General features: G+C 45.5%; 35 protein-coding genes. 33 read left to right on the top strand and 2 right to left on the bottom strand.

The window, feature by feature from the left end:
- The 20 genes from A3739_RS15730 to rplQ all read left to right on the top strand — a co-directional run.
- Positions 1-171: ribosomal protein L16 (locus tag A3739_RS15730; protein WP_197472356.1), on the top strand; the 171-nt coding region annotated here is incomplete at its 5' end.
- Complete coding sequence (gene rpmC / locus A3739_RS15725) at positions 171-362, top strand: 50S ribosomal protein L29 (protein ID WP_068475111.1); 192 nt, start codon at positions 171-173, stop codon at positions 360-362. The genes A3739_RS15730 and rpmC, both read left to right, overlap by 1 nt.
- A 1-nt stretch (position 363) precedes the next feature.
- Positions 364-633 carry a 30S ribosomal protein S17 gene (rpsQ, locus tag A3739_RS15720; protein WP_068475114.1) on the top strand — a complete coding sequence of 90 codons (270 nt, stop codon included), beginning with the start codon at positions 364-366 and terminating at the stop codon, positions 631-633.
- Positions 634-656: 23 nt separating this feature from the next.
- Positions 657-1,025: a 50S ribosomal protein L14 gene (rplN, locus tag A3739_RS15715; RefSeq protein ID WP_068475213.1), complete on the top strand. Its 369-nt coding sequence runs from the start codon at positions 657-659 to the stop codon at positions 1,023-1,025.
- Positions 1,026-1,040: 15 nt separating this feature from the next.
- Complete coding sequence (gene rplX, locus A3739_RS15710; protein WP_068475215.1) at positions 1,041-1,358, top strand: 50S ribosomal protein L24; 318 nt, start codon at positions 1,041-1,043, stop codon at positions 1,356-1,358.
- A 16-nt stretch (positions 1,359-1,374) separates the two neighbouring features.
- On the top strand, positions 1,375-1,914 hold the full coding sequence (rplE, locus tag A3739_RS15705; RefSeq protein ID WP_068474437.1) for a 50S ribosomal protein L5: 540 nt from the start codon (positions 1,375-1,377) through the stop codon (positions 1,912-1,914).
- A gap of 12 nt (positions 1,915-1,926) precedes the next feature.
- The gene (rpsN, locus tag A3739_RS15700) at positions 1,927-2,232 is read left to right on the top strand and encodes a 30S ribosomal protein S14 (RefSeq protein ID WP_068475218.1); all 306 of its coding nucleotides are present in this window, start codon (positions 1,927-1,929) and stop codon (positions 2,230-2,232) included.
- Positions 2,233-2,308: 76 nt separating this feature from the next.
- Entirely contained in the window at positions 2,309-2,701 is a 393-nt protein-coding gene (rpsH, locus tag A3739_RS15695; RefSeq protein ID WP_068475378.1) for a 30S ribosomal protein S8, read from the top strand.
- Positions 2,702-2,712: 11 nt separating this feature from the next.
- Positions 2,713-3,246 carry a 50S ribosomal protein L6 gene (gene rplF / locus A3739_RS15690; RefSeq protein WP_068475221.1) on the top strand — a complete coding sequence of 178 codons (534 nt, stop codon included), beginning with the start codon at positions 2,713-2,715 and terminating at the stop codon, positions 3,244-3,246.
- Positions 3,247-3,254: 8 nt separating this feature from the next.
- The gene (gene rplR, locus A3739_RS15685; RefSeq protein ID WP_068475224.1) at positions 3,255-3,605 is read left to right on the top strand and encodes a 50S ribosomal protein L18; all 351 of its coding nucleotides are present in this window, start codon (positions 3,255-3,257) and stop codon (positions 3,603-3,605) included.
- 11 nt (positions 3,606-3,616) lie between these two features.
- On the top strand, positions 3,617-4,117 hold the full coding sequence (gene rpsE, locus A3739_RS15680; protein ID WP_068475227.1) for a 30S ribosomal protein S5: 501 nt from the start codon (positions 3,617-3,619) through the stop codon (positions 4,115-4,117).
- Positions 4,118-4,121: 4 nt separating this feature from the next.
- Positions 4,122-4,310 carry a 50S ribosomal protein L30 gene (rpmD, locus tag A3739_RS15675; protein ID WP_068475229.1) on the top strand — a complete coding sequence of 63 codons (189 nt, stop codon included), beginning with the start codon at positions 4,122-4,124 and terminating at the stop codon, positions 4,308-4,310.
- A 1-nt stretch (position 4,311) separates the two neighbouring features.
- Positions 4,312-4,746 (top strand): 50S ribosomal protein L15, encoded by a 435-nt coding sequence (gene rplO / locus A3739_RS15670; RefSeq protein ID WP_068475231.1) that lies wholly within the window; start codon positions 4,312-4,314, stop codon positions 4,744-4,746.
- A 6-nt stretch (positions 4,747-4,752) separates the two neighbouring features.
- Positions 4,753-6,084 (top strand): preprotein translocase subunit SecY, encoded by a 1,332-nt coding sequence (gene secY / locus A3739_RS15665; protein ID WP_068475234.1) that lies wholly within the window; start codon positions 4,753-4,755, stop codon positions 6,082-6,084.
- Between the two features lie 36 nt (positions 6,085-6,120).
- Positions 6,121-6,234, top strand: coding sequence for a 50S ribosomal protein L36 (gene rpmJ, locus A3739_RS28170; RefSeq protein ID WP_082862969.1), 114 nt, complete (start codon positions 6,121-6,123; stop codon positions 6,232-6,234).
- A 137-nt stretch (positions 6,235-6,371) separates the two neighbouring features.
- Positions 6,372-6,728 (top strand): 30S ribosomal protein S13, encoded by a 357-nt coding sequence (gene rpsM / locus A3739_RS15660; protein WP_068475237.1) that lies wholly within the window; start codon positions 6,372-6,374, stop codon positions 6,726-6,728.
- A 13-nt stretch (positions 6,729-6,741) separates the two neighbouring features.
- Complete coding sequence (gene rpsK, locus A3739_RS15655; protein WP_068475240.1) at positions 6,742-7,131, top strand: 30S ribosomal protein S11; 390 nt, start codon at positions 6,742-6,744, stop codon at positions 7,129-7,131.
- A gap of 14 nt (positions 7,132-7,145) precedes the next feature.
- Positions 7,146-7,766 carry a 30S ribosomal protein S4 gene (gene rpsD / locus A3739_RS15650; RefSeq protein WP_068475243.1) on the top strand — a complete coding sequence of 207 codons (621 nt, stop codon included), beginning with the start codon at positions 7,146-7,148 and terminating at the stop codon, positions 7,764-7,766.
- Between the two features lie 35 nt (positions 7,767-7,801).
- Positions 7,802-8,806 carry a DNA-directed RNA polymerase subunit alpha gene (gene rpoA, locus A3739_RS15645; protein WP_068475246.1) on the top strand — a complete coding sequence of 335 codons (1,005 nt, stop codon included), beginning with the start codon at positions 7,802-7,804 and terminating at the stop codon, positions 8,804-8,806.
- 33 nt (positions 8,807-8,839) lie between these two features.
- Positions 8,840-9,229 (top strand): 50S ribosomal protein L17, encoded by a 390-nt coding sequence (rplQ, locus tag A3739_RS15640; RefSeq protein WP_068475250.1) that lies wholly within the window; start codon positions 8,840-8,842, stop codon positions 9,227-9,229.
- Between the two features lie 189 nt (positions 9,230-9,418).
- On the opposite strand, the gene uvrA is transcribed toward rplQ, so the two are convergent.
- On the bottom strand, positions 9,419-12,244 hold the full coding sequence (uvrA, locus tag A3739_RS15635) for an excinuclease ABC subunit UvrA (RefSeq protein WP_068475253.1): 2,826 nt from the start codon (positions 12,242-12,244) through the stop codon (positions 9,419-9,421).
- 153 nt (positions 12,245-12,397) lie between these two features.
- On the opposite strand from uvrA, the gene A3739_RS15630 reads away from it, so the two are divergent.
- The 13 genes from A3739_RS15630 to A3739_RS15570 all read left to right on the top strand — a co-directional run bounded on the left by A3739_RS15630 (position 12,398) and on the right by A3739_RS15570 (position 22,155).
- Positions 12,398-13,765 (top strand): MFS transporter, encoded by a 1,368-nt coding sequence (locus A3739_RS15630; RefSeq protein WP_068475256.1) that lies wholly within the window; start codon positions 12,398-12,400, stop codon positions 13,763-13,765.
- Between the two features lie 126 nt (positions 13,766-13,891).
- A complete protein-coding gene (gene ssb, locus A3739_RS15625; protein WP_068475259.1) occupies positions 13,892-14,452 on the top strand; it encodes a single-stranded DNA-binding protein in 561 nt (186 codons plus the stop codon).
- Between the two features lie 161 nt (positions 14,453-14,613).
- Positions 14,614-15,543: a hypothetical protein gene (locus A3739_RS15620; RefSeq protein ID WP_068475261.1), complete on the top strand. Its 930-nt coding sequence runs from the start codon at positions 14,614-14,616 to the stop codon at positions 15,541-15,543.
- The gene (locus tag A3739_RS15615; protein WP_068475263.1) at positions 15,540-16,025 is read left to right on the top strand and encodes a hypothetical protein; all 486 of its coding nucleotides are present in this window, start codon (positions 15,540-15,542) and stop codon (positions 16,023-16,025) included. The genes A3739_RS15620 and A3739_RS15615 overlap by 4 nt, the downstream gene beginning before the upstream one ends.
- On the top strand, positions 16,018-16,548 hold the full coding sequence (locus A3739_RS15610; protein WP_068475265.1) for a hypothetical protein: 531 nt from the start codon (positions 16,018-16,020) through the stop codon (positions 16,546-16,548). Before A3739_RS15615 ends, A3739_RS15610 begins: the two co-directional genes overlap by 8 nt.
- The gene (locus A3739_RS15605) at positions 16,538-18,256 is read left to right on the top strand and encodes a GspE/PulE family protein (protein WP_068475267.1); all 1,719 of its coding nucleotides are present in this window, start codon (positions 16,538-16,540) and stop codon (positions 18,254-18,256) included. The genes A3739_RS15610 and A3739_RS15605 overlap by 11 nt, the downstream gene beginning before the upstream one ends.
- On the top strand, positions 18,243-19,466 hold the full coding sequence (locus A3739_RS15600) for a type II secretion system F family protein (RefSeq protein WP_068475269.1): 1,224 nt from the start codon (positions 18,243-18,245) through the stop codon (positions 19,464-19,466). Before A3739_RS15605 ends, A3739_RS15600 begins: the two co-directional genes overlap by 14 nt.
- A gap of 120 nt (positions 19,467-19,586) precedes the next feature.
- Positions 19,587-19,823, top strand: a complete 237-nt coding sequence (locus tag A3739_RS15595; RefSeq protein WP_068474827.1) for a hypothetical protein — start codon at positions 19,587-19,589, stop codon at positions 19,821-19,823.
- Positions 19,824-19,890: 67 nt separating this feature from the next.
- A complete protein-coding gene (locus A3739_RS31240; protein WP_304439251.1) occupies positions 19,891-20,385 on the top strand; it encodes a type II secretion system protein in 495 nt (164 codons plus the stop codon).
- Positions 20,360-20,881, top strand: a complete 522-nt coding sequence (locus A3739_RS15585; RefSeq protein ID WP_082868885.1) for a type II secretion system protein — start codon at positions 20,360-20,362, stop codon at positions 20,879-20,881. Before A3739_RS31240 ends, A3739_RS15585 begins: the two co-directional genes overlap by 26 nt.
- A complete protein-coding gene (locus tag A3739_RS15580) occupies positions 20,878-21,360 on the top strand; it encodes a prepilin-type N-terminal cleavage/methylation domain-containing protein (protein WP_068475274.1) in 483 nt (160 codons plus the stop codon). The genes A3739_RS15585 and A3739_RS15580 overlap by 4 nt, the downstream gene beginning before the upstream one ends.
- Positions 21,350-21,811 carry a PilW family protein gene (locus A3739_RS15575; RefSeq protein ID WP_068475276.1) on the top strand — a complete coding sequence of 154 codons (462 nt, stop codon included), beginning with the start codon at positions 21,350-21,352 and terminating at the stop codon, positions 21,809-21,811. The genes A3739_RS15580 and A3739_RS15575 overlap by 11 nt, the downstream gene beginning before the upstream one ends.
- 2 nt (positions 21,812-21,813) lie before the next feature.
- Positions 21,814-22,155 carry a hypothetical protein gene (locus A3739_RS15570; protein WP_068475278.1) on the top strand — a complete coding sequence of 114 codons (342 nt, stop codon included), beginning with the start codon at positions 21,814-21,816 and terminating at the stop codon, positions 22,153-22,155.
- Positions 22,156-22,162: 7 nt separating this feature from the next.
- Here the strand turns inward: A3739_RS15570 and glnG are convergent, their stop codons facing one another.
- Positions 22,163-23,599, bottom strand: a complete 1,437-nt coding sequence (gene glnG / locus A3739_RS15565) for a nitrogen regulation protein NR(I) (RefSeq protein ID WP_068475279.1) — start codon at positions 23,597-23,599, stop codon at positions 22,163-22,165.
- Position 23,600 lies beyond the last annotated feature (1 nt).

The raw sequence follows: 23,600 nt of genomic DNA, 5'->3' as shown, positions 1-23,600 counted from the left end.
CGTCAAGGTAAAGGTAAGGGTAACGTTGAGTACTGGGTAGCCCAGGTTCAGCCAGGCCGTGTTTTGTATGAGATTGAAGGTGTGCCAGAAGAATTGGCGCGTGAAGCTTTCGCTCTAGCAGCTGCTAAGTTGCCTGTTCCTACGACCTTTGTTGAAAGGACGGTGATGTAATGAAAGCAAACGAATTACGCGAAAAGTCTGTTGAAGAGCTAAACCAAGCATTGGTTGATGCATTGAAAGAGCAGTTTAACTTACGTCTTCGTAAGTCAACTGGTCAGCTTAACCAGCCGCATCTTTTGGCTCAAAACCGCAAAGACATTGCTCGTATCAAAACAGTATTGACGCAGAAGGCAGGTGAGTAAGATGACTGAAGTTGCAAATAACACAGCTCGTACCATCAGCGGTAAAGTCGTCAGCGACAAAATGGACAAGTCCATTACTGTATTGGTTGAGCGCAAGGTGAAGCACCCAATTTATGGTAAGTACGTTAAGCGTTCTACCAAATTGCATGCTCACGATGAAAACAACGAGTGCAATATCGGTGATGTTGTAACTATCCAAGAAACGCGTCCTCTTTCGAAGACCAAATCTTGGAATCTAGTTACTGTCATCGAGAAGGCAAATAAAGTCTAACCCAGAGAGTTTGGAGAACTAAGATGATTCAGACGGAAAGTATGCTCGACGTTGCCGATAACAGCGGCGCACGAAGAGTTCAGTGTATTAAAGTGCTGGGTGGCTCTCATAGACGTTACGCACGTATCGGCGATGTAATTAAGGTCACCGTTAAGGAAGCGATTCCACGTGGTAAGGTTAAGAAAGGACAAGTATTAAACGCGGTTGTTGTGCGTACTCGTAAGGGCGTTCGTCGTCCAGACGGTTCGTTGATTAAATTCGACGGCAACGCGGCGGTTCTATTGAACACCCAAGATGCACCAATCGGTACTCGTATTTTTGGCCCTGTAACTCGTGAGTTGCGCGGTGAGAAATACATGAAGATTATCTCCCTAGCACCTGAAGTGCTTTAAGGATAGAGGCCCGTTATGAAAAAGATCAGACGTGACGATGAAGTGATTGTCATAGCAGGCAAGGACAATGGTAAGCGCGGTAAAGTAACGCGTGTTATGCAGGATGGCCGTTTGGTTGTTTCTGGTATTAACATGGTTAAGCGTCATACCAAGCCAAACCCAATGTTGGGTACACCAGGCGGTATTGTTGAAGCAGAAGCTCCAATTCAAGCTTCTAACGTAGCGATTTTTAATCCTACTACTAACAAAGCCGATCGTGTTGGTTTCAAAGTCCTTGAAGATGGCAAGAAGGTACGTGTGTTTAAGTCGAACAACGAAGTTGTCGACCAATAAATAAGCAGGTAGCGATATGGCACATATGAAAGAAGTATATACAAGCGAAGTCGTACCTGCGCTGCAAAAAGAGTTCAACTACAAGAGCTCTATGCAGGTACCTCGCATTGAAAAGATCACCTTGAACATGGGTGTAGGCGAAGCATTGAACGACAAGAAGCTATTAGAGAATGCAGTTGCAGATCTAGAAGCGCTTGCTGGTCAGAAGCCAGTTATCACTAAAGCACGCAAGTCAGTTGCAGGCTTTAAGGTACGTGAAGGCTATCCAATCGGTTGTAAAGTAACACTGCGCGGTGAGCGTATGTGGGAATTTTTCGAGCGTTTGGTTGGTATTGCTATTCCTCGTATCCGTGACTTCCGTGGTTTGAACTCAAAGTCTTTTGACGGTCGAGGCAACTACAGCATGGGTGTTAAAGAGCAGATCATTTTCCCTGAAATTGATTACGATAAAGTAGATAAAGTTCGTGGTTTAGATATCACGATCACTACTTCTGCTCAAACGGACGATGAAGGCCGCGCTTTGCTAAGTGCCTTTAACTTCCCATTCAAGAAATAAAGGTAAGAGCAAATGGCTAAGATCTCAATGAAGCAGCGCGAAATTAAGCGCGAAAAAACAGTTGCAAAATTTGCAGCTAAGCGTGCGGAATTGAAAGCTATTATTGCAAGCCCAGCGACTTCTGAAGAAGATCGCTGGGAAGCGCAGAAGAAGCTTCAAAAACTTCCACGCAATGCGAGCCCTAGCCGTCTTCGTAACCGTTGTCAGGTTACTGGACGTCCACATGGCGTTTACCGTAAGTTCAAGCTTTCACGTATTAAGTTGCGTGAAGAAGGAATGGCTGGTAATGTGCCGGGCCTTAAAAAGGCTAGCTGGTAAGCACAACATATTTGGTGTGTTGGTAAGCGCTACATCTATGTAGCGCTGCACAACTAAAATGACAGGAGAACATACGATGAGTATGCAAGATACGCTTGCGGATATGTTTACGCGTATTCGTAACGCACAAATGGCTGAGAAAGAAGTTGTTTCTATGCCATCTTCAAAGATGAAGCTTTCTGTTCTTGAAGTTCTTAAGACTGAAGGTTTTATTGCAAACTACTCCGTTACTGAAGGTACTAAGGCAGAAGTTTCTGTAGAACTTAGATACTTTGAAGGACGCCCTGTAATCGAAGAGATCAAGCGCGCAAGTCGCCCAGGTCTTCGTCAGTACAAAGCGTCGGCTGAATTGCCGAGCGTACGTGGCGGCCTAGGTGTTGCGATTGTTTCTACTTCTCAAGGCGTGATGACTGACCGTGCTGCTCGTAAAGCGGGTATCGGCGGCGAAGTTATCTGTACAGTATTCTAAGGGAGGTTTGCATGTCTAGAGTTGCTAATAGTCCAGTTGAGCTTCCTTCTGGTGTTGAAGTTAAGCTTGCTGACGGCCAACTTGAAGTTAAAGGCGGTAAAGGCACACTTTCTATGGAAGTGAACCCTGCTGTAGAAATTACTCAAGATGGTTCAGTACTTACTTTTGCTGCAAAAAATGGCAGCAAATTCTCTCGAGCGATGTCAGGAACAACGCGTGCACTTGTTAACAACATGGTTGTAGGTGTGACTGCTGGTTTCGAGAAAAAATTACAGCTTATTGGTGTTGGTTACCGTGTTCAGGTTCAAGGTCAAAAATTGAACTTAAACTTGGGCTTCTCACACCCAGTTGAGTACGAATTGCCATCAGGTGTTAAGGCTGAAGCGCCTTCACAAACTGAAATCGTACTTAAAGGCGTTGATAAACAACAGCTTGGTCAGGTCGCTGCTGAAATCAGAGCTTACCGTCCGCCAGAGCCATACAAAGGCAAGGGTGTTCGCTATGCTGATGAGCACGTCAGACGTAAAGAAGCCAAGAAGAAATAGGTGACATCATGAGCGTAAAGAAAGTTTCAAGAATTCGTAGAGCGAAGAAAACTCGTTCAAAATTGAAGTCACTCGGCGAAACTCGTTTGACTATCCATCGCACGCCACGCCACATCTACGCACAAGTTATTGCGCCAGAAGGCGACAAAGTGTTGGCTGCTGCTTCTACAGTTGAGAAAGACCTTCGCGGTGAGAAGACTGGTAACGCAGATGCTGCAACAAAAGTCGGTCAGTTGATCGCAGAGCGTGCTAAAAACGCAGGCGTTACACGCGTAGCGTTTGATCGTTCTGGCTTTAAATATCATGGTCGTGTGAAAGCACTTGCTGACGCTGCCCGTGAAGCTGGTTTGGAATTCTAAGGAGTCTAGCGATGAGTGTAGAAGAGCAAAAAGGACCAGAGCTTCAAGAGCGTTTGGTTCAAGTAAACCGTGTAGCAAAAGTTGTTAAGGGTGGTCGAATCTTCGGCTTTACAGCTTTGACTGTTGTTGGTGATGGCGAAGGCCGTGTTGGTTTCGGTCGTGGTAAAGCGCGTGAAGTGCCTATCGCAATTCAGAAAGCAATGGACTCAGCACGTAAGAACATGATCAATGTAGCGCTAAATGGCAACACATTGCAGTACCCAATTACTGCTCGTCACGGCGGTTCTAAAGTGTACATGCAGCCAGCGTCTGAAGGTACTGGTGTTATCGCCGGTGGTGCGATGCGTGCAGTACTAGAGGTTGCAGGTGTTCAGAACGTATTAGCAAAATGTTACGGGTCAACTAACCCTGTTAATGTTGTTCGTGCAACGATCAATGGCCTTAACGCAATGAAGTCACCATCTGATGTGGCAGCTAAGCGTGGTAAGTCAGTAGAAGATATTACGGGATAAGATCATGGCTAAAGCAAAAACTATTAAAGTTACGCTTTTCCGTAGCCCAATTGGTACATTGCCTAAGCACAAGGCATGTGTAACAGGTCTAGGTTTGCGTAAAATCGGTCACACTGTCGAGCTAGAAGATACTCCTTCAGTTCGCGGCATGGTGAATAAAGTTAACTACATGGTAAGAATCGAAGGAGAGTGAGATGCGTCTTAATACATTAAGCCCAGCTCCAGGTTCAAAGCCTTCACGTCGCCGTGTTGGTCGTGGTATCGGTAGTGGTCTTGGTAAGACTGGTGGCCGTGGTCACAAAGGTTTGAAGTCACGTTCAGGTGGTTCAGTAGCACCAGGTTTTGAAGGTGGTCAACAACCTCTAGCGCGTCGTTTGCCAAAGTTTGGTTTTTCGTCGCGTCAAGCTAAGTATGTAGCAGAGATTCGCCTTAATGAGTTAGAGCTCGTTGAAGGCAACGTTGTCGATCTAGATGCGCTTAAAAATGCAAATCTAGTTCGTCGAGATTCGAAATCTGCAAAAGTTATCCTTTCTGGCGAAATTAAGTCAGCAGTTACTGTTCAAGGTTTGAGAGTAACTAAAGGTGCTCAAGCTGCTATTGAAGCAGCCGGTGGTAAAGTCGAGGAATAATAAGTAATGGCTAAGTCTCCAGCGATGCAAGGCGGATTCGGAAAGGGGCTTGATGAACTCAAGTCTCGTTTGTGGTTCGTTTTTCTTGCAATCATTGTTTACCGTATCGGGGCACATATTCCCGTACCAGGAATTAACCCAGAACGGTTGGCGGCACTGTTTGAGCAAAACCAAGGCACGATCTTGAGCTTGTTCAACATGTTCTCAGGCGGCGCGCTTGAACGCATGAGTATCTTTGCCTTGGGGATTATGCCTTACATTTCAGCCTCGATTATTATGCAGTTAATGACTGCGGTTACACCGAGTTTGGAACAGCTTAAGAAAGAAGGTGAAGCGGGACGTCGTAAGATCTCCCAAATGACGCGCTATGGTACGGTGGCTTTGGCCTTCGTTCAGGCGTCAGGTATGTCAGTAGGTTTAGCATCACAAGGTGTTACGTTTACGGATGGCTTTAGCTTTTACTTTTTAGCGGTAACAACTTTTGTTTGTGGTGCTGTTTTCCTAATGTGGTTAGGCGAGCAAATCACTGAGCGTGGAATTGGTAATGGTATTTCATTATTGATCTTCGCAGGCATTGTCGCAGGTTTACCAGGTGCATTTGGCCAGTCGTTTGAAGCGGCGCGTCAAGGCGAACTGAATATTCTTGCGCTCTTGCTCATTGGTGTGTTTGCTGTACTAACGGTCGGTTTTGTTGTGTTCATCGAACGTGGACAACGTCGACTAACTGTCAATTACGCCAAGCGTCAGACAGCTCGTGGTGGTTACAGCCAGCAATCTAGCCATTTGCCTCTTAAGGTCAATATGGCAGGTGTAATTCCGCCAATCTTCGCGTCGAGCATACTACTGTTCCCAGCATCTATGGGTCAGTGGTTCGGTCAGAGCGAAGGTATGGAATGGCTTGCGGATATTTCGCAAGCATTAGGCCCAAGTCAGCCTCTTTACATCATCCTGTTTGCAGCGGCAGTTGTTTTCTTCTGCTTCTTCTATACAGCGTTAATGTATAACCCTCGTGAAGTAGCAGAGAATCTTAAGCGCTCTGGTGCATATCTGGCTGGTAACATTCGTCCTGGCGAGCAAACTGCAAATTACATCGATAACGTACTTACGCGTTTAACAATATTCGGTGCTGCTTATATTACAGCAGTATCATTACTGCCACAGTTTATGGTTGTTTGGTTCAATGTACCGTTTTATTTCGGCGGAACCTCACTTCTTATTGCGGTAGTTGTGGTGATGGACTTTATGGCTCAAGTGCAGTCGCACCTGATGTCTCATCAATATGAGTCTGTTATGAAGAAATCAAACCTTAAAGGTTACGGTAACAGCGGAATGCTGTGATAACCGGTAGGTTTTAGCAAATAGTTGGAGCAGATAATGAAAGTTCGTGCTTCGGTAAAGAAGATTTGCCGTAACTGTAAAATTATTCGTCGCAATGGCTCAGTTCGAGTCATTTGCTCAGAACCTCGTCATAAGCAACGCCAGGGTTAAACCAGGCTTGTAAAAGGGCGTGACATTCCCTTGATTTATTTTTGATCAAGGTATATGATTCGCGCCCTTTTTAATGACGGTAACAAATATGGCCAAGGGAAATCCCTAAGGTCATTGAATTAAGCGGAGTTAGATGAATGGCACGTATAGCCGGTGTCAACATACCTGACAATAAGCACGCAGTGATTTCACTGACGTACATTTATGGTGTAGGTAGAACGACAGCATACAAACTTTGCGACGCAACAGGCGTTACTCCAACAGCTAAAGTTAGCTCGCTAACTGAAGAACAGTTGGATTCGCTTCGTACTGAGGTCACTAAACTGACCGTTGAAGGTGATTTGCGCCGTGAAGTACAAATGAACATTAAACGTTTGAAGGATCTTGGTTGCTTCCGTGGTCTTCGCCACCGCCACAGTTTGCCTGTGCGTGGTCAGCGTAGTAAGACTAACGCTCGCACTCGTAAGGGTCCACGCAAACCAATTCGTAAATAAGTAGGAAACAGTAATGGCAAAGCCAGGTACACGTACCCGTAAAAAGGTGAAAAAGACTGTTGTTGACGGAATGGCGCATATCCACGCTTCATTCAACAACACTATCGTGACCATTACAGATCGCCAAGGTAACGCTCTTTCATGGGCAACTGCAGGTGGTTCTGGATTCCGTGGTTCACGTAAGAGCACACCTTTTGCTGCGCAGGTAGCAGCTGAAAGAGCCGGTAACGCGGCTGCTGAATACGGCCTCAAAAACCTAGAAGTTATGGTTAAAGGGCCTGGGCCAGGACGCGAGTCCGCTGTTCGAGCACTAAACGCTTGTGGTTACAAAATCACAAACATCACTGACGTAACGCCGATTCCACACAACGGCTGTCGTCCATCGAAGAAACGTCGCGTTTAGGGGAGAACAGATAAATGGCTCGTTATATTGGACCAAAATGTAAACTGTCTCGTCGTGAAGGGACAGATCTGTTTTTGAAGAGCGGTGCTAAGGCACTAGACCAAAAATGTAATCTTGAAACTGCACCAGGCATGCACGGCGCTCGTCGTGGTCGTTTGTCTGAGTACGGTACTCAGCTCCGTGAGAAACAGAAAGTTCGTCGTTTATACGGCGTATTAGAGAAGCAGTTCCGTGGCTATTACAAAGAAGCAGCGCGCCGTAAGGGTGCGACTGGTGAGAACTTGCTTCAGCTTTTAGAACAACGCCTAGACAATGTTGTATACCGTATGGGTTTTGGATCTACTCGTGCAGAAGCACGTCAGTTAGTTTCGCACAAAGCGATCCTTGTAAATGACAATGTTGTAAACATTGCTTCATATCAAGTGAAAGCGGGCGATACTATCTCTGTTCGTGAAAAAGCAAAGAACCAATTGCGTGTTAAAAACGCAGTTGAATTGGCGGGCAACCGTGCGCCAGTTGAGTGGGTCGAAGTTGATACAAGCAAGCTTGCTGGTACATTTAAGTCAGTACCAGAGCGTAGCGACCTAACAGCTGAAATCAACGAAAACCTAATCGTCGAGCTTTACTCTAAGTAAGCTTTGTATCTACAACATAACGTATAGGGGCGTATATGCAGCGTTCAGTAAATGAATTCTTGAACCCACGTAACATTGAAGTTCAGGAATTAAGTGCAACACATGCGAAGGTGGTTCTAGAACCATTAGAAAGGGGTTTCGGGCACACTCTTGGTAGTGCGCTTCGTCGTATCCTTCTGTCTTCAATGCCTGGTTGTGCGGTAGTAGAAGCTGAAATCGACGGTGTATTGCATGAATATAGTGCCATTGAAGGCGTACAAGAAGATGTGATTGAAATTCTTCTTAACCTCAAAGGCCTAGCAATTGTTATGCATGCTAAGGATGAGGCGACTTTGACGCTCACTAAGAAAGGATCGGGTCCGGTTCTAGCTAGTGACATCCAGGTAGATCACGATGTAGAGGTTCTTAACCCTGATCACGTGATCTGTAATTTAGGTGACAACGGCGAAGTGAACATGAAGCTTAAAGTTTCACGTGGTCGCGGCTATGAGCCTGCGGATCAGCGTAACTTGGGTGAAGATGAAACTCGCGCGATTGGTCGTCTACAATTGGATGCGTCTTACAGCCCAGTAGCACGTGTTGCTTACTCTGTTGAGAATGCACGTGTTGAGCAGCGCACCGACTTGGATAAGTTGGTTATTGATTTAGAGACAAACGGCACGATTGATCCTGAGGAATCGATTCGTCGCGCGGCGACAATCCTTCAGCAGCAACTTGCTGTGTTTGTTGACTTTGATAACGAGAAAGAACCTGTGCAAGAGGAAGAAGAGGAAGAAGTCGATCCTATTCTTCTGCGTCCTGTGGATGACCTTGAACTTACGGTTCGTTCTGCGAACTGTTTGAAAGCAGAGAACATCTACTATATCGGTGATTTGATTCAACGCACTGAAGTAGAACTGCTTAAAACACCTAATTTAGGTAAGAAGTCCCTTACCGAGATTAAGGATGTTCTAGCGTCTCGTGGTCTTTCTTTAGGTATGCGTCTTGAAAACTGGCCGCCAGCTAGTTTAAAGGGCGATGATCGAGTGTTGGCTCACTAAGCCGCCTCGACTAGACAGGTAAGGAATTAGAAAATGCGTCATCGTAAAAGTGGTCGTAAATTCAACCGCAACAGCTCGCACCGTAAGGCGATGTTTAAAAACATGGCTGCATCTTTGGTCGAGCACGAGTTGATCAAAACGACATTGCCGAAAGCAAAAGAGCTTCGCCGTGTGGCTGAGCCTTTGATTACTCTAGCTAAGAATGATTCTGTAGCTAACCGTCGTTTAGCGTTCGCTCGCGTTCGTAATGACGAAGTTGTTGCTAAGTTGTTTGATGAACTAGGCCCACGCTACAAAGAGCGTCCTGGCGGCTATATTCGCATCCTTAAGTGCGGTTTCCGTACTGGTGATGCTGCGCCAATGGCTTACGTAGAGTTGGTTGACCGTCCTATCGTTGATGAGATCGACGAAGACGAAGAGTAAGCTTTTCAGAGTTACCGCTCAACGAAAAAACCCAGTCTACTGACTGGGTTTTTTTATGCCTGAATTTCGCCTGCAAGCACATTTTAGGCGAAGGTAAGATGGTTAAAAGTATGAAACACGTAATATTCAGTGATCGCTAGCACAAGGTGCGATTACGACTCAATGAATGTTGGTGTGTGGCTAAGCTTATTACAGCATTGGTTTAAGAAATTGTCCTGTAAACGAGCCGGGTATTTCAGCAACTTGTTCTGGTGTGCCCTCAGCAATGATATTTCCTCCACGCGTACCACCTTCGGGGCCAAGGTCAACGATCCAGTCAGCCGTCTTTATCACATCAAGATTGTGTTCAATTACCACAACGGTATTACCGTGGTCCCGTAAACGATGTAGTACGGTGAGTAATTGTTGTATGTCGTAGAAGTGCAAGCCCGTCGTTGGTTCGTCGAGGATATACAGAGTTTTGCCTGTATCCCGCTTAGATAATTCTTTGGCAAGCTTTACTCTTTGCGCTTCGCCACCTGAGAGTGTGACAGCGCTTTGTCCTAAGCGAATATAGGACAGTCCTACATCGATGAGTGTTTGGAGTTTTCTTGCGATGAACGGGACGGCATCGAAAAATTCTCGGGCATCCTCGATCGTAAGATCGAGCACCTCGTTGATGTTTAATCCTTTGTACTTGATATCGAGTGTTTCGCGATTGTAGCGCTTGCCCTTACATACATCGCATGGAACGTATACGTCAGGCAAGAAGTGCATTTCTACTTTGATTACGCCATCGCCCTGACATGCCTCACAACGACCGCCCTTTACGTTAAAGCTAAAGCGTCCTGGTTTATAGCCTCGGCTTCTTGCTTCTTGGGTGCCTGAGAATAACTCACGAATCGGAGTAAACAGTCCAGTGTATGTGGCGGGGTTAGAGCGCGGTGTTCTTCCGATAGGGCTTTGATCTATGTCGATGACTTTATCGAAGAGGTCTAGCCCCTTAATTTGATCGTACGATGCCGCCTCTAATGTCGTTGCCTTGTTAAGTTCTGTCGCAGCGAGCGGGTAAAGCGTTGAGTTGATCAGGGTCGATTTCCCAGAGCCTGAAACGCCTGTGATACATGTTAACAAGCCTTCTGGGATGTTGAGTGTGACGTCATTTAGATTGTTTCCATTCGCGCCGATTAAGCTCAATTGTTTTTTCGGATTTGGAGCTGTGCGTTGTCGAGGTATTTCAATTTTTTTCGTTCCGCTCAAATATGCGCCAGTAAGTGAGTTCTCGTCACGCATGACTTGCTCAGGAGTGCCTTGGGAGACAATCTCACCGCCGTGTACGCCAGCGCCTGGCCCGATATCGATAACATAATCTGCGAGTCTGATGGCGTCTTCATCGTGCTCGACAACGATAACGGTATTTCCAAGTTCTTTCAGATGAGTAAGAGTCTTAAGCAGGCGTTCATTATCTCTTTGATGAAGGCCTATAGAGGGTTCATCGAGTATGTACATAACGCCAACTAATCCAGCTCCAATTTGACTAGCCAATCGAATACGCTGCGCTTCGCCTCCTGATAAAGTATCCGCGCTGCGGTCGAGTGTCAGGTAGTCCAGGCCTACATTGACCAAAAACTCCAAGCGTAATTGGATTTCCTTCAGAATTTTTTCAGCAATTTCTCCTCGCTTACCGGTAAGAGATAACTCTTGATAATAAGTGAGTGCTTGGCCAATAGGCATTTTAATGACTTCGGGGAGCGTCGTTTCTTCAATGAATACGTGGCGAGCGCTTTCCCGCAGGCGTGAACCATGGCAACTTGGACACGCTTGCATGGTTAAGTAGCTTGCTAGCTCCTCACGTACCATTTGTGATTCTGTTTCTTTGTAACGACGCTCCATGTTGGGAATGACACCTTCAAAGGGATGCTGTCGTTGCATGGTGTCGCCACGAGAATTGACATAATTAAACGCAATCTCGTCAGAACCGCTGCCGTTTAATATGATGTCCTTGATGTGTTCGGGAATGTCCGCAAACTTCGTATCGATGTCTACCCCATAGTGCTGCATGACGCTCGATAATAATTGGAAGTAGTAGATGGTTCTGCGATCCCAACCTTTTATCGCGCCCTCTGCAATGGTGAGTGTGCCGTCTCTCACGACGCGAGACGGATCGAAAAACTGCTTAACCCCTAGTCCATCACATGTCTGACATGCGCCTGAAGGATTGTTAAAGGAGAACATTCTCGGCTCAAGTTCACTGATAGAGTATCCACAGACAGGGCAGGCAAAACGTGACGAGAAGATAAGCTCTTCCATCTGATCATCACTATCCATTGGGGCAATGACGGCGATACCATCGGTGAGCTCTAGGCAGGTTTCGAAGGACTCTGCGATACGCTGTTGAATGTCATCTCGGACTTTAAAGCGGTCAACGACGACCTCAATGGTGTGTTTCTTGTTCTTGTCGAGCGCTGGCGCATCATCGATATCCACTACGAGCCCGTTTATACGTGCGCGAATAAATCCCTGAGCTTGGAGCTCTTGAAATGTGTGTAAATGCTCCCCTTTACGGTTTTGAACAACCGGTGCAAGCATCATCAGCTTGCTGCCCTCTGGGAGTTCGCATACTTTATCAACCATTTGACTGACTGTTTGGGCGTCTAAGGGTAGGTTGTGAGTAGGGCAGCGTGGTTCGCCTGCGCGAGCGTATAGTAATCGCAGATAATCGTATATTTCTGTGATTGTACCGACGGTAGAGCGCGGATTATGGGATGTCGACTTTTGCTCAATCGATATGGCTGGCGATAAACCTTCAATATGGTCAACTTCGGGCTTGTCCATCATGGATAAAAACTGACGCGCATATGTCGAGAGTGATTCGACATATCGGCGCTGGCCTTCTGCATAAAGCGTATCGAAAGCGAGTGATGATTTGCCTGAACCAGACAGGCCTGTAATTACTATTAATTTGTCGCGAGGGATCTCTAAATCAATGTTTTTTAAGTTATGAGTTCGCGCTCCGCGGACAGTAATGTTTTCCATGTTGAAACTTCGTGACGCCAAAACATGCAATTATAGCGCTGAAACATCTTGTTAGGGCATTAATAAAATGATTTTGTCGGACAGTAAAGCGCTTAACTTCACATTCTTTGGTGATAGAATACGCGCCCTTTCTAATGTTTTGATGTTTATTTTATGAATTCAATTGAGCGTAAATCCGTTTTGTCTTTGGCGATGCTGTACGCCACACGGATGCTTGGTTTATTTATGGTATTGCCTGTTTTCGTTTTATACGGAAATGACTTGCACGGTGCAACGCCCGCTTTAATCGGTTTGGCTATTGGAGCTTATGGTCTCAGTCAGGCGCTTTTACAAATCCCATTTGGTGCGCTCTCTGATCGTTATGGGCGCAAGCCGCTTTTATATATAGGTTTAGTGATCTTTTGCCTTGGTAGCGTGGTAGCCGCATTAAGTGAATCGATATATGGCGTGATCATCGGCCGGTTTATTCAAGGTGCAGGTGCGATAGCCGCGGTCATCATGGCCCTGTTAAGTGATCTAACAAGCGTGGAGAGTCGCACGAAATCAATGGCATTCGTCGGTATGTCGATTGGCGTAAGTTTCACCATTGCGCTCATCCTTGGTCCTTTAGTCGCGAAGCTGGGTGGGTTACAGGCGATATTTTGGTTAACGGCAGCGCTCGCGGCATTCGCATTGATCTGGACAAAAGTGTCCATTCCAACGCCCGCGGTTCGCACCAGACATCGTGACACCCGCGTATTTTCAGATCAGATTCTTGATGTGCTGAAAGATAAAGAATTGTTGCGACTCGATTTTGGGATCTTGGTCTTACACCTTGTATTAACTGCGATGTTTATCGCTATCCCTGTGTCCTTGGTTGATAGTGTGGGCTTGTCGAGTGAGCAACATTGGTGGTTGTATTTACTCGTATTAGTAGGTTCCTTTATTGCGATGATTCCGCTAATCATCGTTGGTGAGACGAAGCAAAAGATGAAGCCTATATTCTGCGTGGCAATCATCTTGGTGTTGATAGGTGCGTTGGCAATGTCGTCTTTTCAAACGGCATTAAGTGGATTTATTGTTTCGTTGTTTGTGTTTTTTATGGGCTTCAATTTACTGGAAGCCAGTTTGCCTTCGCTCGTCAGTAAAATAAGCCCTGCAGGTTCAAAAGGCACTGCAATGGGCGTCTACTCTACTAGCCAATTCTTCGGTGCTTTCTGTGGTGGTTTGTTAGGGGGCGTAGTCTTATCTGAATATGGCGTAAACGGCGTTTATTACTTTTCTGCAGCATTACTCACTGTTTGGTTTTTTGTCGCAGCAACAATGAAAAAACCAAAGCACGAAAGAACAGTGACTGTCTTTTTTAAATCGGATCTCGATCAAAATGAAATTGATGATCTGGGCGATGCACTTATCTCAATACAGGGCGTTGAAGATGCAGTCGTTGTGTCAGAGGGAGTAGCCTACTTGAAAGTGATTTCAACGAAGTTTGAAGAAGCTTCGCTAGAGCCTCTGAAAAAACAATATCCTTATCAATCCTAGGCGCTATTTCCGTTCAAGTTGATGGTAAAACTAGGGTAGTCGTGAGACAATGCGACACATATTTAGACGCATTTAATTATTAATTTAAGACGCAAAGGACGGCGTTAATATTGGAAGGGGAATAGCATGGCCAGAGGCATTAACAAGGTAATTTTAATTGGTAATCTTGGGCAGGACCCAGATGTTCGTATGAGCGCTCAAGGTTCAGCCATTACAAACCTTAATCTCGCAACAGATGAAAGTTATAAAGATAAGCAAACTGGTCAAATGGTTCCTAAAACTGAATGGCACAGAGTTGTGTTGTTTAACCGCCTAGCAGAGATCGGTCGTGACTATTTGCGCAAAGGCTCAAAAGTTTATATTGAAGGTCGTCTACAAACGCGTAAGTGGCAAGATCAAAATGGCCAAGATCGCTATACCACTGAAATTGTAGGTAATGAGCTTCAAATGTTGGATTCTCGTGGTGCTGGCATGGATCAACCCGGGCAACAGCAGGGTGGTTATGCACCACAGCAGCAAGCTGCTCCTCAGCAAAGAGCGCCGCAACAAGCAGCCCCTCAAGCTAATTACCAACAGCAACAACAGGCTCCGGTTCAACAGGCCTATAATCAGGCTCCTCAAGCCGCACCGGCTCCAGCACCAATGGCGCCAGCGATGGATGATTTTGATGACGATATTCCGTTTTAATATCGTATGATCAACAACAAGTAATAAGATCGAAAAGCCCTGCAGTAGCGGGGCTTTTGCGTTAATCAGTATGACAAAACGCTCATGCATGATCCGTTTACAAGCACTTACATACTCTTTATTCTGCTGTTCAAATAATAACTACTGTTAGGCATTTTTTGGTGCGTTCTTTAATCCTTTCTCGAACTGCTCATACCCGAGTTGGCCTTGAGTTTCGTACAGATGGTTTAGCAATCGCTCTAACGCGCTCCGCACGTTATCCATCCTTAAAATTGATGGAATCATACTGGTTACCCTCTGCGCCTAATAAACGCCTACAAAACCTTCGAAATTTTGTTAGAGAACAAGGTTTGAAAGGTGTCTCTTGCGATATCGTGCTTCCTCGAAATGATTACCAACGCATTGAACTCGATGCTCCTAATGTGCCTGAGACCGAATTAGAGTCAGCTGTTCATTGGGCTGTGCAAGCGCTAATGGATGACGCTGCGATGGACGCGCAAGTTGAGTATTTTGATTATCCCAAAGAAGCCTTAAGAAACCGCCCTCCGAGGTTGCATGCTCGTGTCGCACGACAAGCTTTGATCGATACATTAACGCAGTCTGCAATAGCGGTTGGTCTAAAGCCAAAGCGAATTACAGTAAGTGATTTAGCCTTAAAGAATCTATCCGAAACGATTGAACCAAGTAATGAGCTTCAATTGACGCTTAAGTGCGAAAATGATTTCGGATTGATTACTATCCACAAATCGTCGCAGCTGTATTTCTCGCGTGACTTTGCTATTTCTCGGCGTGCCACTTTGTCTGCCGATGAAGAGATGGCGCAAGTTGCCATTGAAGTTCAGCGCAGTATCGACTTCTTTGAAGGCCAAACTGGTTTAGCGTTGCCTCGACAAATAAGATTGTTGAGTAGTTTTAGTGAATCAGATCGGGTTGCTTTGGAAATGCTCCTTGGTAGTGCTGTGATTCGTCTTCCATTGCAATCAAAATTAAAAGCCGTAGACGCGTATACCGATACTTCTGGCGATGCACTGTTGAAAACACAAAACGCCGTGGCTGTTTTGTGTGCCTCTAACTCGGAGGCTAATGCATGAAGACCGATATTAACTTTATAAAGCATGGCTCGGTGAAAGAAGTTCGTTATTCTTTCAGGGTGTTTGTTGGCGTTCTTTTGCTAGCCATGTTGGGTTGTTTGATTCATTTTTATTCTCAATCTTTCGACGGGCTTCCTGAAAAGGTTCGTATTTCAAATACGCTTATTCAAGAAGAGAAAGCACCTGATTGGTTCAATCAACTTTCGCAAGATCAAGCTTTTCATCGTAAAGCAAAAGATCTTTTAGCCGATCTAAGTAATCGGAGTGAGGTAACGATTGATACGATATTGTTTAGCGCTAATACGCAATCAATAGAACTGTCGTTACAAGCTAATAGCCAAGCACCTATGGTTGAATGGCTTGCTCAGACTGTTAACACCGAGAGCACTATTACCTTGGCAGGGTTCGCGATTGAAAAGCGTTCTGACGCATGGAATGCATCGATTAAGCTGAATATAGCCGCAGGAGTTACGTATGAATAACTTCAATACGCTTACCCTGCGCGAACGGATACTAACGACTTTTGCGTTGTTGGCGGTTTTGATTCTTGCTTATGTGTCTTTTGTGGTGCCTCACAAGAGTGCGCCACAGGTGTTCAATATCGAACTGCCTCAAACTGAGGCCTCTTCCTTATCTGATAATTCAAAAACCACAGAACTTGCGAATTCTTTGCTTCAAGCACCGCCGGGTAGTCAAATACTTAGCCAGGTCATCGGCGAGTTATTGAATGAAGTTCAAAAGGTTCAGTATCTAGGCTCTCAGTTTTTATTTGAAGCACCGGCATCTGACGTTGAGTTCTATCAGCATCGTTTCCGTATCTCGGCAGATGCAAGTCAGTCTGATTTAGCACGTGTTATGACTTATGTTGAGAACAAGTCTTACTTGGACTTACAGGTATTAGATTGGCAGTCGCAAACAGATTCAGGCGCCTTAAATTTTGAGTTGGCGGTGATTAACACTGAGCCTCGTTGGCTAACAGTCAAGGAGCCTAGTCATGCTAGATAAAAGAAAGCAGCCATTAGGTGAGTTACTGATTCAAGAGGGATTTATCTCCCAGGATCACCTTGATCAAGCACTCGCGAGTCAGAAAAAATCAGGCGTTAGGCTCGGCAAAATCCTAATTGAAAAACAGTTTATATCTGAAACGGATTTGCTCGCGTTACTGTCTCGCCAGCTTAAGCTCCAGTTTGTTGATCTTAATCAGCAAGGAATGAATCTCGAGTTAAGCATGCAGCTGCCTGAAACGATGGCGAGACGATTACGCGCGATTGTTTTATCTGATAATGGGCGTACAAGTCTAATCGGAATGGCTGATCCTATGGATTTAGCCGCAGTTGATGAGATAGCCAAAAAGCTTGGTCACGATGTTGAAGTGGCGGTAATTCGCGAGTCTCAGTTACTTGTTGCGTTCGATGAGGTCTACAAGCAGAACGAAGAGATCTCAACCATCGCTACCGAGTTAGATTCGGAGTTATCCGCGCAGGTTTTTGATATCGCGCAATTGAGCCAAGCCGATGTTGACGATAGTGATGCGCCCGTTGTTCGTTTGCTGCAAACTATTTTTGAAGATGCAGTATTAGCGCGTGCTTCGGATGTCCATATAGAGCCAGAAGAAACCGTGATCCGTATTCGCCGTCGTGTAGATGGTGTGCTCAGTGAAACAGTGATGCGTGAAACAAGAGTTGGAGCGGCGCTAGTGCTTCGACTTAAGTTAATGTGCGGCTTAAATATATCTGAAAAGCGTCTGCCTCAAGACGGGCGTTTCAATATTCTCGTTAATGGACGTTCGATTGACGTGCGTCTTGCGACACTTCCGACACAGTTTGGTGAAACCGCTGTATTGCGTCTCTTAGATCAAAGCCAGCAAGTTCTGAATCTGTCTGACACAGGTATGCCTCCTGAGATTGAAGTGCGATTCAAACAAGCTCTGGCACAACCGCATGGCATGATTCTGGTAACTGGGCCAACCGGTAGCGGAAAAACCACAACGCTCTATGGGGCTCTGAAGTTTTTAAATAAACCTGAGCTCAAAATAGTGACTGTAGAAGACCCTATTGAGTACCGGATGAGCCGACTTACGCAAATTCAGGTGAACCCCAAAATAGGATTAGATTTTGCCTCTGTTGCGAGAGCGAGTCTTCGTCATGACCCAGACGTGCTTTTAGTCGGTGAAATGCGGGATGAAGAGACCGTCGATATCGGCTTAAGGTCGGCGATGACGGGACACCTAGTATTGTCCACGCTTCATACCAATGATGCGATTTCGAGTGCACTGCGTTTAATGGATATGAAAGCAGAGCCCTACATGATTGCGGGTTCTATCTATGGGGTATTAGCACAACGCTTAGTAAGACGTTTGTGTGAGCAATGTGCTCAAGAAACTCATTTAGATGAGCATGAGAAGGTTCTAGTTGAAGAGCTTTTAAAGAATGACAATGGGCTATCTGATGAAGACCTTTCATTCAAAGCTCCTCAAGGTTGTCCGGCATGTTCGAATACTGGTTATAAAGGTCGTGTCGGGGTGTTTGAATGGCTCGAGTTGGATGAACCATGTTTAGAAGCTTTAAGGCAAAATGAGACACGGACCTTCATTCAACATGCTCGACAGGCTAAACACTATCAGCCTCTCGCTGTATCTGCCTTGCATCTCGCTATGAATGGTGTCACTTCTTTAGAAGAAGCACTGAAGGTTGCTGGTTATGCCGAGCTTTGAGTATCGAGCCCGAGATCAAAAAGGTGCGTTGCACCACGGTGTAATGGAAGCAGCGCACGGAGCAGATGTTGCGCGCGCGATGAAGCAAAGAGATCTGCTACCGGTCTCGATTGAGGTGCTCGAGACGCGTCGCAAAGAGCTCGCTTTACCTTCAAGAAAAAAGGTGTCGAGTGAAATCTTAATTATGTTTTCGCGCCAAATGTATGCCTTGCTTGCAGCGGGTGTGCCGATTACGAAAGCAATATTGGGATTAGCAGAGGCAAGTCGTTCTTCTACATTTATGCGAACTTTATTAGATGTGAGTCAGCGACTCGAATCTGGAACAGAGTTGAACTTGGCGTTTCAGGCTCACAGGGAAGTATTTAGTGATTTATATATCACCATGGTGCGTGTGGGAGAGAGTACCGGAAAGTTAGAAGAGTCGTTTCACAAATTGGCTGAGCACTTGGAGCGAGAGCGAGAAGCAAAAAGGCGTTTTAAGCAGGTAACACGTTATCCATTGTTTTTATTCTTAGCCATCATTGCTGCGCTTTTGTTTATCAACGTTTGGGTGATTCCTGAGTTTCAGGGGCTATTTTCAAAATTTGATTCTGACTTGCCGTTTGCAACCCAAGTATTAGTCAGTTCCGCAGAGTTTTTCCATGATTATGCATGGCTTCTTGTATTGTTTGCTCTGATTTCAGGTGCTGTATTTTGGCAGTGGGTGAATACGACAGAAGGGGCGCTTCGATGGAGTCGCTTTGTGCTGAAAGTGCCAGTGCTCGGCACCTTGCTCCGTTACATCGCGTTGTCTCGTTTTGTGCATAGTTTTGCCATGGTTGTGCGCGCAGGTATGCCGATCACAGAAGGGTTGAGTATCTCAGGTTACGCAAGCGGGAACCCATGGATCGCCAAGCGTATATCGCGTATGAGAACAGCGATAGAGCGAGGTGAGTCTCTTTATCCGGCTGCTTTAATTAGTGGTGTTTTTACTAGTTTGGTGTTGCAGATGCTTGCCGTGGGTGAAGAGTCCGGAAATCTGGATGTTTTGTTAGAAGAAGTGGCTCAATTTTACGATGAAGAGGTCGATTATAGTCTAAAGACATTAACGGATGTCATTGAGCCGATTTTAATTATTGCGATGGGCTTGGTCGTTTTGATGTTAGCGCTAGGGGTGGCGTTACCTATTTGGGACCTTGGTCAGGCAGCAATGGGCGGCAACGTAAGTTAAAAATTATAACAACGATAATACTCAAGTAATGAAACGCTAAAGTCGAACTATTCAAAATAACGACTACGCTAACGCGCATTGAGTAAGTTTCTAATCATATAAAATAAAGGCAACAAGCCAATGAAAAAAACGATTGGACAACTAGGGACGGATGTAAATCAGAAAGGGTATCGAAAATCAGGCCGATCTTGGGTGCTGGTGTCGAGTGTAGTGATCGCAAGTTTGCTGGCAGTAAATGCTGTCGCGAAATACGCGGATTTTCATGAAGTCGCTCGCGATTACCACCATGCTATGCAAGATGATGCGAATCAACGCATGCAAGTGTTGAGCTTGGTCACATCGGAACGAGAAAAATAAGGTCGGCGCTAGTCAATAAGCCTAGTCCGTCTATAGTTAATAATAACAAATTAACGAATATCGAATTATGCAGAAGTACAGTCTAATGCGTGCACGTCAGTCGCGCGGTTTTACCCTTATTGAATTAGTGATGGTTATTGTCATCTTAGGTATTTTGTCTGCCTTTGCAATTCCACGATTTGCAGATCTTGGAAAAGAAGCGCGTGAGGCTTCGCTTGCCGGTGTCGCAGGTGCCATCAAATCTGCAGCAGCAATTGCTCATGCGGAGCAATTAGTGAAAGGTGCAAGCTTAGGCGAAGCCGTCACATTGGATGGTGCTCGTATTACCATGGTGAACGGATATCCGACGGCTAATATAGCCGGCATTGCTATTGCTGCGGGTGTTGAACAAAACAAAGACTTTATTGTTCAAAGCGAGGGTGCTCGAGGTGGTGATGTCTTGCGTCTAGAGCTTCAAAAAGATTGTTATGTTGATTACACAGCGGCGAAAGCTGATCTTGATAACACTGCTCCAATTCGCGTTAGTTATGGCGTGAATGTTGTCGCCACTGGTTGTGGCTAGTTTTAAAGCGAATCGTGCGCGGCAACGAGGATTTACCTTAGTAGAACTTATTGCCGTCATTCTTATTCTATCGAGCCTTGTCTGGCTCTCTGTTCGCTCTTTTTCTCCAAGTTTATTTCATACCTACTCGTATACTCAGGTCTTGAATCAATATATTGCTAGGGCGCAATCCTTGGCACTTGCTAACCAAGATAAGGCAGGCGTTTATGTTGAGCTCAATGCCTTAGAAGAAAAGCCAGTGATATTGCTTCTGATATCTGATCGGCATGTATCTCGCTTTGAGTCAAAAGAGCGTTTTTCCGTTCGTTCCTTAGAAGGAGAGTTATCTTCTAAACCTCTTCGTTTAGCTTGGCGTAAAGACGGTCAGCTTGATGCTGCGCGTCCTCAGCCTTTGAAGCTATCTGTTGATAAAGAGAGTAAGCTGATTTGTATAATGCTTAATGGTGAAGTTATCGAAGATCAGACGATCGCTGCGTCTGAATGTGGTGGGCTATGAGAACGTTTAACACAATACGTGGGTTTACCTTAGTAGAAGTCTTAATTGCCTTGCTCGTTTTGACTGTCAGTGTCTCTAGCCTTTTTTATGCTTATCGCCTTGCTTTATCGGGTGTCGGTAAAAGCATTGAAGCACAGCAGTCCATCATGCTGTCGAATAGCTATTATTCTGATCTCAATCACCAATCACCTAGCCAGTTAAAGAAAAACCTCGAAGAAAAGTGCAAAGCGCTTACGGCACGAAATGAAAGTGTGAGTATCGTGCATCAACCTCCTATGTTGGCAGGTTCGCTTTATCTTGGTTTGAACAACATTTATGAATCATATTCCGTCGAGATCACTTTTCCTTGCACGGGTTTAACGGACTCTCGTTTATTAGCAAACTTGACCATTATGCCGCCATCTGGCCAAAAATATGAATTTGATATGGCTATGAGTAAGTTGTTAAGTGAACCGGTGAGTAAGTCCAATGCTCTCTAAACAGAAAGGTGTCACGTTGATCGAGCTAGTGCTAGCGATCGTTGTTGGTGCGGCGGTGATTGCAATGCTGATCCCTGTGTTGAAATTTATGTTTAGTGTGCCAGAAAAGGCCCAAGCAGCTGATAGAGCCTCGCATAAAGCATTCATAGTGAGTGAAAATATCGTTCGAGCACTTCGTAACGCTAGTGAGGTGCAGATAGAGTCAGAGCAATGCCTAACAGGAGAGAGCAAGGCGCAATCATTCTCTTTTTGTTTTGAGGGTGGAGAGCTAATCCGGACAGACGCTTTTGGAAACAAGAATGTCTTAATGCGAAGTATCTCTGGTCGCTTTGATAAGGTTGCGAACGCAAGCGCGATTAACCTTGCTTTTGTCATTTCTGAATCACAAGCACGCTATTCGTTCTCTCAAGCTCACTTCATGCAAAACAATGATACTTTGGGGCGAGATTAAATATGTATGCACGTGCGGAGCAAGGCTTTATGTTATTGAGTGCAGTGTTTGTTCTGTTGCTTTGTGCTGTATTATCGCTGACACTCGTGGAACGGACTATTAATGTGAGTGAGCGAAGCGCTACCAACATGCTTTCTGCGCAAGCATATTTTTATGCCGATTCCGTACTCGTCGAAGCAGATGATTCGGGGGCTTGTGATGTAAATAGCTCTCATGTCTTGGCAAAACATGATGCACTGTCTTGTCAGGTAAGAGTTGAGTGTAATGAATCTGAAATGAGGTCTGCCGTGGCGGTATGTAAAACGCGCGACGGCATCCCTATTGTTCGAAAGGCAATGAAATAAGGTCTATTTAGGCTTCTTCGACAACGTCTTCAGAAGACTCCATGCCTAATTCTTTGATTTTTCTTGTTAAGGTATTTCTGCCCCAGCCCAATAGTAACGATGCGTCGCGACGACGACCGCTCGTGTGGCTTAATGCCGTCTCAATCATGATTCGCTCGAACTCAGGAACAGCTGTATCAAGAATGGCGTCTTTGCCTTTTTTAAGTTCTTGGTCAGCCCATTGACGAAGCCCTTCTTGCCACGTGACGCCAGTTGCTTGAATCTCTTTGCTTTCAAGCAACTCAGGAGGGAGGTCTGATACATGAAGCTCCCTACCGCTCGCCATTACCGTAAGCCAGCGACAGGTGTTTTCGAGTTGTCGAACATTACCTGGCCATGGCATTGCGCTCAGATATTCCTCGGTTTCGGGTCTTAGTATTTTAGGTTCTACCGCGAGCTCGTCTGCAGCACGCTTTAAGAAAAAGTGCGTGAGTTTCGGTATGTCTTCTCGACGATCGCTTAAGCGAGGTAAGTGCACACGAATGACATTCAAGCGATGAAATAAATCTTCTCTGAACGAGCCATCTGATACGAGGCCTTCTAGATTTTGGTGTGTCGCAGCAATAATTCGGACATCTACTTTGACCGGTGTGTGTCCACCAACGCGGTAAAATTCGCCGTCAGCAAGCACGCGTAACAGCCGTGTTTGCGTATCTGCAGGCATGTCACCAATTTCATCTAAGAACAGTGTGCCGCCGTTCGCTTGTTCAAACCGTCCAGTTCGCTGGCCGCCTGCTCCTGTAAATGCGCCTTTTTCGTGACCGAATAGTTCAGATTCAATCAAATCTTTCGGTATAGCGGCCATATTAAGTGCAATAAATGGCTCTTTCGCTCGAGGACTATGTTGGTGCAAAGCTTTAGCGACGAGCTCCTTACCTGTTCCCGATTCCCCGTTAATGAGAACCGTAATATTTGAATGAGAAAGACGGCCGATAGCACGGAAAACTTCCTGCATTGCTGGTGCTTCACCAATAATGACAGTGCTTTCTTCAATGTTATTAACTTGTGTGTCGCCATTTTTTGCACGTAGCTCTTGCGAGTGAGCAATTGCGCGCTTCGCAAGTGCGACGGCATCTTCGAGATCAAAGGGCTTTGGCAGGTAGTCAAAAGCACCTTTTTGGTAGGATGTGACGGCACTGTCTAGGTCTGAATGAGCCGTCATTATGATCACAGGGATATCAGGATCATGTTGATGGATGCCAGTGAGTAACTCTAAGCCATCAATGCCCGGCATACGGATATCGCTAATCACGGCGTCAGGCGTTTCTCTCGTTAAGCTATCCAGAACGCCATCCGCGCTTTCGAATGAACGAATAGTGTAGTTTTCCTTTGCTAGGGCTTTTTCTAGTACCCATCGAATTGATCTATCGTCGTCAATTATCCATACGAGTGGTTGGGAACTCATG

It is taken from the genome of Oleiphilus sp. HI0067, assembly GCF_001635735.1.
The sequence above is the reverse complement of the archived record's forward strand: the minus strand, read 5'-3'. Positions and strand labels throughout refer to the sequence as shown.

What these genes read in the sequence shown, in the direction of transcription:
- rpmC (WP_068475111.1), top strand. Translation starts at nt 171, where the DNA reads ATGAAAGCAAACGAATTACGCGAAAAGTCTGTTGAAGAGCTAAACCAA.
- rpsQ (WP_068475114.1), top strand. Translation starts at nt 364, where the DNA reads ATGACTGAAGTTGCAAATAACACAGCTCGTACCATCAGCGGTAAAGTC.
- rplN (WP_068475213.1), top strand. Translation starts at nt 657, where the DNA reads ATGATTCAGACGGAAAGTATGCTCGACGTTGCCGATAACAGCGGCGCA.
- rplX (WP_068475215.1), top strand. Translation starts at nt 1,041, where the DNA reads ATGAAAAAGATCAGACGTGACGATGAAGTGATTGTCATAGCAGGCAAG.
- rplE (WP_068474437.1), top strand. Translation starts at nt 1,375, where the DNA reads ATGGCACATATGAAAGAAGTATATACAAGCGAAGTCGTACCTGCGCTG.
- rpsN (WP_068475218.1), top strand. Translation starts at nt 1,927, where the DNA reads ATGGCTAAGATCTCAATGAAGCAGCGCGAAATTAAGCGCGAAAAAACA.
- rpsH (WP_068475378.1), top strand. Translation starts at nt 2,309, where the DNA reads ATGAGTATGCAAGATACGCTTGCGGATATGTTTACGCGTATTCGTAAC.
- rplF (WP_068475221.1), top strand. Translation starts at nt 2,713, where the DNA reads ATGTCTAGAGTTGCTAATAGTCCAGTTGAGCTTCCTTCTGGTGTTGAA.
- rplR (WP_068475224.1), top strand. Translation starts at nt 3,255, where the DNA reads ATGAGCGTAAAGAAAGTTTCAAGAATTCGTAGAGCGAAGAAAACTCGT.
- rpsE (WP_068475227.1), top strand. Translation starts at nt 3,617, where the DNA reads ATGAGTGTAGAAGAGCAAAAAGGACCAGAGCTTCAAGAGCGTTTGGTT.
- rpmD (WP_068475229.1), top strand. Translation starts at nt 4,122, where the DNA reads ATGGCTAAAGCAAAAACTATTAAAGTTACGCTTTTCCGTAGCCCAATT.
- rplO (WP_068475231.1), top strand. Translation starts at nt 4,312, where the DNA reads ATGCGTCTTAATACATTAAGCCCAGCTCCAGGTTCAAAGCCTTCACGT.
- secY (WP_068475234.1), top strand. Translation starts at nt 4,753, where the DNA reads ATGGCTAAGTCTCCAGCGATGCAAGGCGGATTCGGAAAGGGGCTTGAT.
- rpmJ (WP_082862969.1), top strand. Translation starts at nt 6,121, where the DNA reads ATGAAAGTTCGTGCTTCGGTAAAGAAGATTTGCCGTAACTGTAAAATT.
- rpsM (WP_068475237.1), top strand. Translation starts at nt 6,372, where the DNA reads ATGGCACGTATAGCCGGTGTCAACATACCTGACAATAAGCACGCAGTG.
- rpsK (WP_068475240.1), top strand. Translation starts at nt 6,742, where the DNA reads ATGGCAAAGCCAGGTACACGTACCCGTAAAAAGGTGAAAAAGACTGTT.
- rpsD (WP_068475243.1), top strand. Translation starts at nt 7,146, where the DNA reads ATGGCTCGTTATATTGGACCAAAATGTAAACTGTCTCGTCGTGAAGGG.
- rpoA (WP_068475246.1), top strand. Translation starts at nt 7,802, where the DNA reads ATGCAGCGTTCAGTAAATGAATTCTTGAACCCACGTAACATTGAAGTT.
- rplQ (WP_068475250.1), top strand. Translation starts at nt 8,840, where the DNA reads ATGCGTCATCGTAAAAGTGGTCGTAAATTCAACCGCAACAGCTCGCAC.
- uvrA (WP_068475253.1), bottom strand. Translation starts at nt 12,244, where the DNA reads ATGGAAAACATTACTGTCCGCGGAGCGCGAACTCATAACTTAAAAAAC.
- A3739_RS15630 (WP_068475256.1), top strand. Translation starts at nt 12,398, where the DNA reads ATGAATTCAATTGAGCGTAAATCCGTTTTGTCTTTGGCGATGCTGTAC.
- ssb (WP_068475259.1), top strand. Translation starts at nt 13,892, where the DNA reads ATGGCCAGAGGCATTAACAAGGTAATTTTAATTGGTAATCTTGGGCAG.
- A3739_RS15615 (WP_068475263.1), top strand. Translation starts at nt 15,540, where the DNA reads ATGAAGACCGATATTAACTTTATAAAGCATGGCTCGGTGAAAGAAGTT.
- A3739_RS15610 (WP_068475265.1), top strand. Translation starts at nt 16,018, where the DNA reads ATGAATAACTTCAATACGCTTACCCTGCGCGAACGGATACTAACGACT.
- A3739_RS15605 (WP_068475267.1), top strand. Translation starts at nt 16,538, where the DNA reads ATGCTAGATAAAAGAAAGCAGCCATTAGGTGAGTTACTGATTCAAGAG.
- A3739_RS15600 (WP_068475269.1), top strand. Translation starts at nt 18,243, where the DNA reads ATGCCGAGCTTTGAGTATCGAGCCCGAGATCAAAAAGGTGCGTTGCAC.
- A3739_RS15595 (WP_068474827.1), top strand. Translation starts at nt 19,587, where the DNA reads ATGAAAAAAACGATTGGACAACTAGGGACGGATGTAAATCAGAAAGGG.
- A3739_RS31240 (WP_304439251.1), top strand. Translation starts at nt 19,891, where the DNA reads ATGCAGAAGTACAGTCTAATGCGTGCACGTCAGTCGCGCGGTTTTACC.
- A3739_RS15585 (WP_082868885.1), top strand. Translation starts at nt 20,360, where the DNA reads ATGTTGTCGCCACTGGTTGTGGCTAGTTTTAAAGCGAATCGTGCGCGG.
- A3739_RS15580 (WP_068475274.1), top strand. Translation starts at nt 20,878, where the DNA reads ATGAGAACGTTTAACACAATACGTGGGTTTACCTTAGTAGAAGTCTTA.
- A3739_RS15575 (WP_068475276.1), top strand. Translation starts at nt 21,350, where the DNA reads ATGCTCTCTAAACAGAAAGGTGTCACGTTGATCGAGCTAGTGCTAGCG.
- A3739_RS15570 (WP_068475278.1), top strand. Translation starts at nt 21,814, where the DNA reads ATGTATGCACGTGCGGAGCAAGGCTTTATGTTATTGAGTGCAGTGTTT.
- glnG (WP_068475279.1), bottom strand. Translation starts at nt 23,599, where the DNA reads ATGAGTTCCCAACCACTCGTATGGATAATTGACGACGATAGATCAATT.